General features: G+C 46.1%; 9 protein-coding genes. 7 read left to right on the forward strand and 2 right to left on the reverse strand.

Features of this window, described 5'->3' with window-relative positions; genetic code table 11:
* Nucleotides 1-80 precede the first annotated feature (80 nt).
* Both HMPREF2794_RS09810 and HMPREF2794_RS09815 read left to right on the forward strand, forming a co-directional pair.
* Nucleotides 81-3,293, forward strand: coding sequence for a TonB-dependent receptor (locus tag HMPREF2794_RS09810; protein ID WP_168166596.1), 3,213 nt, complete (start codon nt 81-83; stop codon nt 3,291-3,293).
* A gap of 15 nt (nt 3,294-3,308) precedes the next feature.
* A complete protein-coding gene (locus HMPREF2794_RS09815) occupies nt 3,309-5,573 on the forward strand; it encodes a sensor histidine kinase (RefSeq protein WP_070751424.1) in 2,265 nt (754 codons plus the stop codon).
* Nucleotides 5,574-5,652: 79 nt separating this feature from the next.
* On the opposite strand, the gene HMPREF2794_RS09820 is transcribed toward HMPREF2794_RS09815, so the two are convergent.
* Both HMPREF2794_RS09820 and kbl read right to left on the reverse strand, forming a co-directional pair.
* A complete protein-coding gene (locus tag HMPREF2794_RS09820) occupies nt 5,653-6,057 on the reverse strand; it encodes a DUF2721 domain-containing protein (protein WP_010538610.1) in 405 nt (134 codons plus the stop codon).
* Nucleotides 6,058-6,179: 122 nt separating this feature from the next.
* Nucleotides 6,180-7,367 carry a glycine C-acetyltransferase gene (gene kbl / locus HMPREF2794_RS09825; protein ID WP_010538609.1) on the reverse strand — a complete coding sequence of 396 codons (1,188 nt, stop codon included), beginning with the start codon at nt 7,365-7,367 and terminating at the stop codon, nt 6,180-6,182.
* Between the two features lie 136 nt (nt 7,368-7,503).
* On the opposite strand from kbl, the gene HMPREF2794_RS09830 reads away from it, so the two are divergent.
* The 5 genes from HMPREF2794_RS09830 (at nt 7,504) to HMPREF2794_RS09850 (ending at nt 12,801) form a co-directional block, all read left to right on the forward strand.
* Complete coding sequence (locus HMPREF2794_RS09830) at nt 7,504-8,460, forward strand: NAD-dependent epimerase/dehydratase family protein (RefSeq protein ID WP_010538608.1); 957 nt, start codon at nt 7,504-7,506, stop codon at nt 8,458-8,460.
* Nucleotides 8,457-9,305 (forward strand): DUF4348 domain-containing protein, encoded by an 849-nt coding sequence (locus HMPREF2794_RS09835; protein WP_010538607.1) that lies wholly within the window; start codon nt 8,457-8,459, stop codon nt 9,303-9,305. Before HMPREF2794_RS09830 ends, HMPREF2794_RS09835 begins: the two co-directional genes overlap by 4 nt.
* Before the next feature lie 19 nt (nt 9,306-9,324).
* Nucleotides 9,325-10,320, forward strand: coding sequence for a UDP-N-acetylmuramate dehydrogenase (murB, locus tag HMPREF2794_RS09840; protein ID WP_010538606.1), 996 nt, complete (start codon nt 9,325-9,327; stop codon nt 10,318-10,320).
* Between the two features lie 60 nt (nt 10,321-10,380).
* Nucleotides 10,381-11,139 carry an MBL fold metallo-hydrolase gene (locus HMPREF2794_RS09845; RefSeq protein WP_055269035.1) on the forward strand — a complete coding sequence of 253 codons (759 nt, stop codon included), beginning with the start codon at nt 10,381-10,383 and terminating at the stop codon, nt 11,137-11,139.
* Nucleotides 11,140-11,223: 84 nt separating this feature from the next.
* Nucleotides 11,224-12,801: a DUF3352 domain-containing protein gene (locus HMPREF2794_RS09850; protein ID WP_022302365.1), complete on the forward strand. Its 1,578-nt coding sequence runs from the start codon at nt 11,224-11,226 to the stop codon at nt 12,799-12,801.
* Nucleotides 12,802-12,948: the final 147 nt, after the last annotated feature.

Consider the following 12,948-nt stretch of genomic DNA (forward strand, 5'->3'; position numbering starts at 1 on the left):
ATATGATCAGATTTTTATGGCTCCTGATGATGTTTAGCTGTTTGGCAGCCGCATCTTTTGGACAAGCAACTACTTCCTCTATGAGCGGAAGAGTTGAGGACGAACAAAACGAACCGTTACCGGGTACTACTGTAATTGCAATACACGAACCGTCCGGAACACGCTATGGTACAGTGACTAACCTGCAGGGAACTTACCATTTGGAAGGTATGCGCACCGGCGGGCCATATCGGATTGAATTTTCGTATGTCGGCTATCGGACAGCTATTTTTACCGGCATATCTCTGAAACTTGCCGAAACCTATGTCTGTGATGCCAAATTGAAAGAATCTGCCGAACTGGATGAAGTAGTCGTTATAGGCACGGCTTCTAAATTTGCCGGAGAAAAAACCGGAGCATCTACCCATATTACATCAAAAGATATTTCTCGTCTCCCTAATATTTCTCGTGGTCTGACGGCCATCACCAAGATGTCTCCTTACGCTACTAAAAATGGCTTTGGGGGGCGTGACCAACGTATGAACAACTACACGATTGACGGAGCGAACTTCAATTACAGTGCGGGACTGGATGGTGCTGTTTTGCCCGGAGGCGGAAATCCGATTTCAATTGATGCGCTGGAAGAGATACAGGTGAGTATCGCTCCTTTTGATATACGTCAGAGCAATTTTGTCGGAGGTTCGGTAAACGCGGTGACAAAGAGCGGAACAAATCGGTTTCGTGGTTCCGCCTATATGTACACAAAGAATGAATATCTGCGTGGGAACAAGGTAGACGGTTATGACCTCGGCGACCGGGAGGAAGAGCGGCGTAATGTATATGGATTTACTTTCGGCGGACCGGTTATAAAGAATAAGCTATTCTTTTTTGTGAATGGAGAATATGAATATAGTCCGCAGCCCATCCATAAATGGAAACTGTCCGATGACGGTAAGGACGATAGCCAGAATATGATTTCACGTGTGACGGCGGAAGACATGAGCCGTTTTTCGCAGGATCTGAAGAACTTGTATGGATATGATACCGGTTCGTGGACAGATTTTGCCGGACGTACGGATGTGTATCGTGTCATGGCACGTATGGACTGGAACATAACTGACAAACACCGTTTCATGCTACGTTATAACTATACCGGACAGAAAAAAGATAATAATCTGGTAGGATCGGCGTTGAGCATTAATGGCGGACCGGTCAGCCGCTATTCGATGTCTTTCCGTAATTCCACCTGGCAGCAATTGGATAATGTGAATTCGCTGACTGCAGAGTTGAATAGCCGTTTGAGTGCTGCTTTGACCCATCAGCTTTTGGTGAGTCTGACTTTTAATGATGGAAACAAAAGAGAATGTAAGGGCGATTTTCCTACGGTCGATATCATGAAACCCGATGAAACGGGGACAAACCGTGCATTTATGAATGCAGGATACGAGCAGCATGCGTGGAAAAACGGAATCCGTGAAAAGGTTTGGAGCATTACAGATAACTTTTCCGTTCATTGGGGAAATCATAGTCTGACATTAGGGGCAAGTTTTGAATCGCAGAACGTTTCAAATAGCTATATGCGCTACGGAGCAGGGTATTACCGTTACAACAGTTACGAGGACTTCGTGAATAAGGCGGCTCCTGTAGCCTTTGCTCTCTGTTATTCTTTAACGGGAGACGCAGAAGCTCCGGCTTCCGTTCATTATGATCAGTTTTCGCTGTATGCGCAAGATCAATATAACGTGAATGAACGGCTTAAACTGCTTTATGGTATCCGCATGGATATTCCGCTTTATGTCAACAAGCGATATGAGAATCCTTCCATCACCTCTTACGAATTTTATGGTACGAAGCTGAGTACCGCTTACTGGCCGAAGGCGACTCCGCTGTTTTCGCCGCGTATTGGCTTCAATTACGATTTATCAGGTGATCAGACACTGAAACTTCGAGGAGGAACGGGAATCTTTACCGGACGCTTCCCATTAATTTTCCTGTCGAAGATGCAGGAAGGAAGCGGTATGCTGAAGACGACCGTCTCGGTACTTCAGAATACAAACGATCCTCGTGAGAAAGAGCTGTTGGCGGCTTTGGCAGGCGGTATTCGTAATCCTCAGCAGATCTTGTCGGAGATTGCCCCTCAGTATCCGGATTGTTTCCCCACAGAACCGGGAGCAGTAAATGAGATCATAACGATTGACCGCCACTTTAAGACTCCGCAGGTATGGACAACTTCTCTGGCACTGGACTATCGTTTGCCATTTCCTTTCCGGTCCGATTTGACGTTGGAGGCTATGTATATCAAGGATATCAATGCCATTCTGCAACAGAACGTGAACATGATTGCTCTGGATGACTCCAAGATGTCCCGCCTGTCCGGTGCTGACGATCGCTATATTTATCCGGGAAATAAGGACAACCGCATCAATGCGGATATCACCCGTGCCATGCTGATGACGAATACAAGCAAAGGACATAGCTATACGCTGAACGCCACTATGAATATGGAGCCGGTCCGAAATCTGAATCTGATGGCATCCTATACTTATACCCGTTCCCGCACGTTGTCGAATAACGCGAGCAACCAGATCGAAAATGCGTGGCAACAGGAACCTTCCGTGCAGGGAGCCAACTATCTGTCCATGCACAATGCTTCTTATCTGGACTCCCCCCACCGTGTCATTGCATCTGCATCCTATACCATCGAATACGCCCGAAACTTTGCCACCGGCATTTCTCTGTTTTATACCGGGCAGTATAATGGTTCTTATACCTATCTGATTGATGGAGACCTGAATAACGACGGCTCTCAATATGACCTGATGTATATACCGGCTACCCGTGATGAACTGAATTTTACCGACTTGAAGAAAACAGACGGAACCGTGCTGTTTCCGGCGGCTGAGCAGAGAGAGGCTTTCTGGGCTTTTGTGGAGCAAGATCCGTATCTGAGAAAACGAAAGGGAAAATATGCGGAGACAAACGGAGCGTTTCGACCTTGGTATCACCGTTTTGATTTGCGTGTGGTACAGGACTTTAAGGTGAAGGCGGGAAAGACTACAAATACCCTTCAACTGAGTGTGGATATAATGAATATCGGAAATTTGCTGAATGATGCCTGGGGAGTACCCAAAGGTTCTACTATCAACAAACCGCTGCAATATAAGGGCTTGAATGAAAAGAATGAACCGATATATACCATGGGTACATTGACAGAAGACGGAGAGACAATATTGCCTTACCGTAGTTTTGCTCCCGTTCGTTCCTCTGTCAATTGTTGGCAGTTGCAATTTGGAATCCGTTACATCTTTAATTGAAAGGATAATCTTTAGATGAATAATGAAAATAGAAAAATAATCTTCCTGTTTCCTTTACTGATCTATTTAATTTCAGCACTGGTCGGTTGTACCTCTTCCCAAGAGCGGTGTATACTGGTTGTTCATTCTTATGAAGAAACGTACACTGCTTATCCCGAGTTTAATCGTCTGATAGCTAAACAATTCAAGAAAGAAGGAGTCAATGCTGATATTCGGACGCTCTATCTGGATTGTGAATCCTATAAGGAAGAGACGGAACTGAAGCGAATGAGATATTTGCTTGATTCTGTATCCGGAGACTGGCGACCGGAAGTGATTCTGGTGAATGAAGATCAGGCGACTTACTCTCTTCTGAAGTGTGGTGATCCGTTAGTGAAAGAGGTGCCGGTGGTCTTTGCCGGAGTCAATTATCCGAATTGGGAGTTGTTGAAGCAATATCCCAATGCGACGGGCTTTCATGATAAGATCGGCTTTGTTCAAAATGCTGAAATGGCCAGAAAACTCTTTGGGGATAGTGTCCGTCTGTTTACACTTCTGGATTCTACTTTTCTGGATGTGCAGATAAGAAAGGACGCGAGGAAGCAATTGGCAGGACATAGAGTAACAGGCTTCATGGATTATCCCGACATTCCTTCTGTGGAACAGTATCGGCTGGTAAGGGAAGAGGGATATATTCGTTTTCTTTCCATTTCTATACGTAGCAACCGGGACAAGTCTGAAGCCAATCTGATGTGGGCGTTGAATAAGAACTATCGGGGGCAATGCTATATTCAGTTGAAGCGGGATTTTACGACCATCAATATTGGGGCCATCTGTGTGAGTCCCAGTCTGACTGTGATCAATGAGGGTTTTGAATGTGGAGAGAAACTGCTTGGAGGATATCTGACTTCGTTGCCGGTTCAGGTAGAAGAGGAGGTAAGAGCTGCTGTACATATATTGAATGGAGCTTCATCATCGGATATGCCGGTGACTGAGAGCAAGAAGGAATACCTGGTTGACTGGAATGTGATGAAACAGTTGGGGATAAAGAAGGAGAAGATTCCTGCTAATTATAAGATTGTCAATATTCCCTTTAGTAAGGAATATCCATATTTTTATATTTCTTCCATCGTGTCTTTGGCTGGATTGTTGTTTGCCATTGTTACCTGTTTGTTGTGGCTCTATCTTCGTGAGCAGAAAAGGAAAAAGCAGGCACTTTATGCATTGGCAGACGAAAAGGAAACTCTGGCATTGGCTATTGAGGGAGGAACCACTTACGCATGGAAGTTGGAAGACGAGTTCTTTGTCTTTGAAGATGCCTTTTGGAGATCACAAGGTATGTCTCCCCGCAAATTGCCTTTTACGGACTTGGGGAAGTTTGTACACCCCGGCCATTGGGACAGTGTAAAGCTTAGCCGGAGAAACCTGAAAGAAGCAAGTAAAAAGATAGTTCAGCTACGCTGCGATTTTAGCGGAAGAGGATATCAGTGGTGGGAGTTTCGCTATACGACTAATCTGCTGGAAGGAGGGGGATACAAGACCGCCGGACTTTTGCTCAACATACAAGAGATGAAGGATCGGGAAGAAGAACTGGACGCTGCCCGTTTGCTGGCAGAAAAGGCGGAACTGAAACAATCCTTTCTGGCGAATATGAGCCATGAGATACGTACACCGCTAAATTCAATCGTAGGTTTCTCCAATATTCTGGCTAGCGATGAAGAATTAAGTCCGGAAGATAAGCAGGAGTATATTGACACCATTAATAAGAATAGCGATTTGCTGCTCAAACTGGTTAATGACATTCTGGAACTTTCCCGCATCGAGTCCGGATATATGTCTTTCTGCTATAAGAAGTGTATAGTGAAGGAACTGCTTAATGACGTCTATATGACCCACCAAGTGTTGATTGCACCCCGTCTTGATTTTCAGAAAGAGGAAGAAGATATATGTCTGGAAATTGATGTTGACAGAGACCGACTGATACAGGTCCTTACGAACTTTCTGAATAATGCGACCAAGTTTACGGAAAGTGGATTTATCAAAATCGGCTACTACTATATGGAGGAAGAAGAGGCAGTGCATATTTATGTGGAAGATACCGGCAGAGGCATTCCCCGTGAAGAACAGCAGATGATTTTCAGCCGCTTCTACAAGCAGAATGAATTTTCGCAGGGAGCCGGACTGGGACTGTCTATTTGCAAAGTGATTGTGGAAAAGCTGGGTGGCAAGATAACCCTTCAATCGGAAGCGGGCAAAGGAAGCCGATTCACGGTCATTATACCTTGCCGGGTCATATCATGACGTATCGCGTAAAATGAGTCGTACCGACGTATAATAAATATGTAATATTCAAAACATAGCTCTCCGGAAATGGGCAGAGCTATTTCTTTTTCCCTTTCTCCATAGTTCCCAGATAGATTTCCAGTGAACGGGTAGAAATCTGTATTTCACGGAAAGATACTCCTAAAGAAGCGATCAACAGAATCAAAGCCAGCCCGAACACATACGCCGACAGTAATTGCAGTCCGATGTAGATGAGGAACATGCTGACTACACAGAAAAAAAGACTTGCAATGCCCAGCCCCTGCATCGTTCGTGTCAGGTTTAAGCGTTTTCTTAAATTCTCGATTTGTGCTACCGTGATATCCGTAGGATTTTCCATGTAACGGTCCCGCAACTGTCGTACCAATTGTGCATACGATAAAAAACGGTTGGTATAAGCCAGTAAAATCAGCGAAACAGCCGAGAAAAGCAGGGCAGGAGTAGTGAGAGTCAATTCTTCCATCTTGAAAACAAATTAGTAAGTATTAGGTATTAAAGTATTAAGTATCAAGTATTAGGTATTGTGCTATGCAGATAAACGATCGGCAGCTACGGTAATACCTAATACTTAATACCTGATACTTATTATTTAAGCACTCCGAGTTCTTTGCCGACTTTGATGAAGGCAGCGATACATTTGTCGAGGTGTGCTTTCTCGTGTCCGGCGGAGATCTGTACGCGGATACGAGCCTGTTCTTTCGGAACGACCGGATAATAGAATCCAGTCACATAAATTCCTTCTTCCTGCATGCGTGCAGCATAAATCTGCGACAGTTTGGCATCATACAACATAACGGCGCAGATTGCACTCTGTGTCGGTTTGATGTCGAATCCGGCGGCTGTCATCTGGTCGCGGAAGTAGTTTACATTCTCTACAAGCTTGTCATGCAGCGCATTGCTTTCTTTCAGCATTTTGAATACTTCGAGACTTGCACCGATGATACCCGGAGCCAATGAGTTGGAGAACAGGTAAGGACGGCTGCGCTGACGCAGTAAGTCGATAATCTCCTTGCGACCGGTAGTGAATCCGCCCAATGCACCTCCGAAAGCTTTGCCCAGTGTGCCTGTATAGATGTCCACACGTCCGTGAGTTTTGTACAGTTCGCTGACGCCGTGGCCTGTAGCGCCAACCACACCGGCAGAGTGCGATTCGTCTACCATAACCAGCGCATCGTACTTCTCGGCAAGATCACAAATCTGATCCATCGGCGCTACGTTGCCGTCCATAGAAAATACACCGTCGGTGACAACGATACGGAAACGTTGCGCCTGAGCCTCTTGCAGGCATCTTTCCAGGTCCTTCATATCCGCATTGGCATAACGATAACGTTTCGCCTTGCAAAGACGTACACCGTCGATGATAGAAGCGTGGTTCAGAGAATCGGAGATAATGGCATCCTCTTCGCTGAAAAGCGGTTCGAATACACCCCCGTTGGCATCGAAGCAAGCTGCGTACAGAATCGTATCTTCTGTCTGGAAATAATCCGAGATGGCAGCTTCCAGTTCCTTATGTATATCTTGCGTTCCGCAGATGAAGCGGACAGATGACATACCATATCCGCGGCGGTCCATCATTTCCTGAGAAGCTTTGATCAGGCGGGGGTGGTTGGACAGTCCCAGATAGTTGTTGGCGCAGAAGTTCAGCACTTCTTTGCCTTTTACAGTGATGGCAGCTTGCTGCGCACTTTCGATAAGTCGTTCTTCTTTGTAAAGTCCGGCTTCCTTAATTTCAGCCAGTGTCTGGCTGAGATATTCCTGCATTTTACCGTACATAGTGTTTGAGTGATTAAGTTATACTGCAAAGGACACGATTTTTCTTGGAATAAACAATATCTTTTTGATTTAAATCTGAAAAAAAAGTGCTTACTTTGCGCACTATTTAGCTTAACACTTTTATTTAAAAGGAAAAATGAAACACATTTTGATTATTGGAGCCACCGGACAAATAGGGTCCGAGTTGACGATGGAGTTGCGCAGGCGTTATGGAAACACAAACGTAGTAGCGGGTTATATTCAGGGCGCAGAGCCCAAAGGCGAGTTAAAGGAGTCGGGACCGTCGGCTGTTGTCGATGTAACGAATGGTGAAATGATTGAATCGGTGGTGAAAGAACACCACATAGATACAATATATAATTTGGCTGCACTGCTTTCGGTGGTAGCCGAGTCCAAGCCGAAGCTGGCCTGGAAGATTGGTATTGACGGATTGTGGAATGTTTTGGAAGTGGCGCGTGAGCAGGGATGTGCGGTATTTACCCCCAGTTCTATCGGATCGTTCGGTGCAAGCACGCCTCATACACTGACACCACAGGATACCGTTCAGCGTCCTCGCACCATGTATGGTGTCACCAAGGTGACGACAGAGCTGCTGAGTGACTACTATTTTAACAAATACGGTGTCGATACCCGTGCTGTCCGTTTCCCGGGCATCATTTCGAATGTGACCCCTCCGGGAGGAGGAACTACCGATTATGCCGTAGATATTTATTATTCGGCAGTGAAAGGAGAAAAATTTGTGTGCCCGATCAAAGAAGGCACTTTAATGGATATGATGTATATGCCGGACGCGCTGAACGCAGCAATCATGCTGATGGAAGCAGATCCGACCAGGCTGATACACCGCAACGCTTTCAATATCGCCTCTATGAGTTTCGACCCTGAGACGATATACCATGCCATCAAGAAGCATGTGCCTGCGTTCGAAATGGTCTATGACATAGATCCTTTGAAACAGCGCATAGCCGACAGCTGGCCCGATAGTCTGGACGATACCTGCGCCCGTGAGGAGTGGGGATGGAAGCCGGCTTACGATTTGGAGAGCATGACGGTGGATATGCTTGAAAAGCTAAGAGAGAAACTGAAAAAATGAAAAAACTTATTGCGGGGGTACTGGTGCTCAGTGTTCTGGGTTCCTGTGGAAACAAGAAAACGAGCATCGACCCCTTTGCATCTATCACACATGAGGTGGATTCTATCCGGCATAAAGCCGATTCAATCCATCAGGAGGAGTTGCCGGAAGAACCTAAACCGACAGAAGCGGACGAATCTTTCGACGATTTCATCTACAATTTTGCTTCCGATGATGCTTTGCAGCGTCAGCGTGTGAAATTCCCGTTGCCCTATTACAAGGGAGACGAGAAGACCAATATCGAAGAGCGCAACTGGAAGCATGATGACTTATTTACCAAACAGCATTATTATACGCTCCTGTTTGATAAGGAAGAAGATATGGATCTGGTGGGGGATACCTCGCTGACCTCCGTTCAGGTAGAATGGATATTCGTGAAAACCCGAATGGTGAAAAAGTATTATTTTGAGCGTATCAAGGGGGCATGGATTTTAGAGGCTATCAATCTGCGTCCTATTGAGCGGAATGAGAATGAGGACTTTGTGGAGTTCTTCAGCCATTTTGCTGCCGACAGCCTTTTTCAGAGCCAACGTGTGCAGGACCCTTTGGCTTTTGTCACCTCAGATCCGGATGATGACTTCTCTATTCTGGAGACCTCTCTGGATTTGAACCAGTGGTTCGCCTTCAAACCGGCATTGCCTGCAGACCGTCTCTCGAATATCAATTACGGACAGCGGAATGATGATAACTCGCCGACAAAGATTCTCGCATTGAAAGGAATTGGAAACGGCTTCTCTAATATTCTCTATTTCAAACGGAAGGCAGGCGAATGGCAGCTGTATAAGTTTGAAGATACCAGTATTTAGCAACCAAAAAACAGAAGAAATGTATTCTCTTTTATCACACAATACGTTTGGCATTGACGTCAGTGCCGAACGGTTTCAGGAATATGCTTCGGTAGAAGAACTGAAGACATTGATAGCTCAAGGTGCCCTTACGACACCTTTTTTACATATAGGCGGTGGGAGCAATCTGCTTTTCGCCAAAGATTATGACGGGCTGGTTCTGCATTCCCGTATCGAAGGAATCGAGGTGATGGAGGAGGACGACCGTAGTGTGTCCGTACGGGTAGGAGCAGGCGTGGTCTGGGATGACTTCGTAGGTTATTGTGTAGAGCACGGCTGGTATGGAACGGAAAACCTTTCCCTGATTCCCGGTGAAGTGGGAGCAAGTGCCGTGCAGAATATCGGTGCTTACGGGGTAGAGGTGAAAGACCTGATCATCTCCGTAGAGACGGTGAACATTCACGGTGAGGAGCGCGTTTATGCTGTAGAAGAATGTGGCTATGCCTATCGCGACAGCATTTTCAAACGTCCGGAGAATAAATCCGTATTTGTGACCTATGTTTGCTTCCGGCTCAGTAAGGAAGAACATTATACGTTGGATTACGGCACCATTCGTCAGGAACTCGAAAAGTATCCTGCACTGACATTGCCGGTGCTCCGGAAAGTGATCATCGATATCCGTGAAAGTAAACTGCCCGACCCGAAAGTGATGGGAAATGCCGGCAGTTTTTTTATGAATCCTATCGTTCCGCGCGAAAAGCTGGAAGCTTTGCAGCAGGAATTTCCCCGAATCCCTTTCTACGAACTGAATGACGGACGAGTGAAAATTCCGGCAGGATGGATGATCGACCAGTGCGGCTGGAAAGGAAAATCCCTGGGACCGGCAGCAGTGCATGACAAACAGGCATTAGTACTGGTGAACCGGGGCGGTGCAAAGGGGAGTGACATTATAGCACTTTCGGATGCAGTACGGGCTTCTGTTCGTGAGAAATTCGGCATAGACATCCATCCGGAAGTAAACTTGGTTAATGGATAATGGAGAATGATCAATTATCCATTAAAGAGTTATCCATTAGAGAAATTGTTGATTAAAGAAATGAAAGTAAGAATACTTGGAAGCGGAACATCGACGGGAGTTCCCCAGATAGGGTGTAGTTGTCCGGTCTGCACTTCTCCCGATCCCAAAGATAACCGTTTGCGTGCGTCTGCTATCGTTGAAACGGAAGACGCCCGGATACTGATCGATTGCGGACCCGATTTTCGGGCGCAGGTGTTGCATCTTCCTTTTGAGAAGATAGACGGGGTACTTATCACGCACGAGCATTATGATCATGTGGGTGGACTGGATGATTTGCGTCCGTTCTGCCGTTTCGGGGCGGTTCCTATTTATGCTGAAGAATATGTGGCACAGGCACTGCGTCTGCGGATGCCCTACTGTTTTGTCGATCATCGTTATCCCGGTGTTCCTGATATTCCTTTGCAGGAAGTGGTTGCCGGGCAAGCCTTTTCCATTCATCGTACGGAGGTGGTTCCTTTGCGGGTGATGCATGGGCGGTTGCCGATTCTGGGCTATCGTATCGGTCGGTTGGGCTATATCACGGATATGCTCACCATGCCCGAAGAATCTTATGAACAATTGGAGGGGATAGATGTTCTGATAATGAATGCGCTTCGCATCGCTCCTCATCCCACCCACCAGAGTCTGGAGGAGGCATTGAAGGCGGCAGAACGTATTCGGGCAAAGGAGACATACTTCATCCACATGAGTCATGATATGGGGCTGCATGAGAAGGTAGAGAAGGGACTTCCTGAAAATGTTCACCTTACATACGACGGAATGGAAATCATTTTCTGATTATCGGTGACTTTTTTTAGCAAAAGTTTTGTTTTCTTTGTAGAAATTATTATTTTTGCCCCTAGCCGATAAACAGCAAATATTATGAAACTTCGTACGATAGTGAAAATAGCGATCACTTCTTCTGTTGTACTTTTGTGCTCAGGTTTTGCGTTGTACTCTTTTTTCAGGTTATCGGCTGCCGAAGATCAGAAGGATTTCGATCTCTACACCTTGGTTCCTTCCTCCGCTTCAGCAGTGTTTGTGACAGAAGACGTGGCGGAATTTGTAATGGAAGTAGATGAGCTGACTTGTAGCAGAGACCATCAGTATCTTTATGTATCCAAACTGTTTTCTTATCTGAAACAATACCTTTACTCTCTTCTGGAAGATGCGCCTCACGGTTTGAGCAGGCAGATGAATCAGATGCTGATTAGTTTCCACGAACCGGACAATGATCGTAATCAGGTGCTTTATTGCCGGTTGGGGAATGGTGACCGTGAGCTGATCGACCGTTTTGTGCAGAAATACGTTTCGTCGGGCTATCCTCCGAAAACATTCGGTTATAAGGGCGAGGATATTATCATTTATCCGATGGCTGACGGCGATTTTCTCGCTTGTTATCTGACGGAAGATTTCTTGGTGCTCAGTTGCCAGAAGAAACTGATAGAGGAGGTGATCGATATTCGTAAGACAGGCAAGTCATTGTCCGGAGACCCTGATTTTGAGGAAGTGCGTACACCGAAAAAAAGTACGGCTATCGCTACTGTTTATACCCGTCTGGCAGGAATGATGGGGTGGACGGAGTTTGATATGAAACTGAAAGATGATTTCATCTATTTCTCCGGCATCAGCCACCATGTAGATACTTGTTCCACCTTTATAAATGTAATCCGGCAACAGGAATCCGTCAAGGGATTTCCGGGTGAAACGCTGCCTTCTACCGCTTTTTATTTCAGCAAACAGGGAATTACGGATTGGGCGTCCTTGCTTTCCTATGGTGACCGGCAGGAATATGCGACGGCGGGCAGGACAGGTGAGATCCTGAACCGGGATCGGGAACTGTCGCGCTATCTGGCGGAAAATACGGGGCAGGACTTGGTGGCGTGTCTTTTCCAGCGGGAAGATTCGCTGATGGGGCCTGCGGCTGTTTTGAGTATCTCTGTGATGGATGTGACTGAAGCGGAAAGAATGTTGCGCTCGTTGGTAAATACGGCTCCGGCAGAGGAAGGAATGGGGCGGAATTCCCGTATAACTTTTTGTTATACTCCCGCTAAGGCCTATCCTGTATATAGGTTGCCTCAGACAACGTTGTTTACGCAACTAACCAGTTTCGTAGAGCCGTCTATGCATGTTTATGCCACATTCTATGGAGGGCGTTTGCTGCTGGCTCCGGATGAGGATAGTTTGTTGAGATATATCCGTCAGTTGGACAACGGTGAAGTGCTCGATGGAGCATTGGCTTATCGGGCGGGCACGGACGGATTATCTGATTCGTACCACTTCATGTTGATGGCGGACTTTGCCCATGTGCTCGACCAGTCCGGATATCAGGTTCGCTATGTGCCGGAATTCTTTCTCCGCAACTCCGACTTTTTCCGTAATTTCGTTCTTTTTGCACAGTTCACTTGTGCGGATGGGGTGGTGTATCCTAACCTTGTTTTGAAGTATAAATCCGAGTAGAATCCGATGAAAAAAACAGGCGAAAAATAGAGGGGGAAAATAGCTCTTAATTTGCGAAACTAAAAGCTCTGAAACGCCTTCTGGCAGGGCGCGAAAACCGAATGGAAACCAGTAGAGTAGAGAAGAGTATATAATTCTATTCTAAAG

Origin of the sequence: Bacteroides sp. HMSC067B03 (assembly GCF_001811315.1) — a bacterium.
GTDB lineage: Bacteria > Bacteroidota > Bacteroidia > Bacteroidales > Bacteroidaceae > Bacteroides > Bacteroides faecis.

Excerpts from the sequence above, each read along its gene's own strand:
- HMPREF2794_RS09810 (WP_168166596.1), top strand. The coding sequence starts at position 81 with ATGAGCGGAAGAGTTGAGGACGAACAAAACGAACCGTTACCGGGTACT.
- HMPREF2794_RS09815 (WP_070751424.1), top strand. The coding sequence starts at position 3,309 with ATGAATAATGAAAATAGAAAAATAATCTTCCTGTTTCCTTTACTGATC.
- HMPREF2794_RS09820 (WP_010538610.1), bottom strand. The coding sequence starts at position 6,057 with ATGGAAGAATTGACTCTCACTACTCCTGCCCTGCTTTTCTCGGCTGTT.
- kbl (WP_010538609.1), bottom strand. The coding sequence starts at position 7,367 with ATGTACGGTAAAATGCAGGAATATCTCAGCCAGACACTGGCTGAAATT.
- HMPREF2794_RS09830 (WP_010538608.1), top strand. The coding sequence starts at position 7,504 with ATGAAACACATTTTGATTATTGGAGCCACCGGACAAATAGGGTCCGAG.
- HMPREF2794_RS09835 (WP_010538607.1), top strand. The coding sequence starts at position 8,457 with ATGAAAAAACTTATTGCGGGGGTACTGGTGCTCAGTGTTCTGGGTTCC.
- murB (WP_010538606.1), top strand. The coding sequence starts at position 9,325 with ATGTATTCTCTTTTATCACACAATACGTTTGGCATTGACGTCAGTGCC.
- HMPREF2794_RS09845 (WP_055269035.1), top strand. The coding sequence starts at position 10,381 with ATGAAAGTAAGAATACTTGGAAGCGGAACATCGACGGGAGTTCCCCAG.
- HMPREF2794_RS09850 (WP_022302365.1), top strand. The coding sequence starts at position 11,224 with ATGAAACTTCGTACGATAGTGAAAATAGCGATCACTTCTTCTGTTGTA.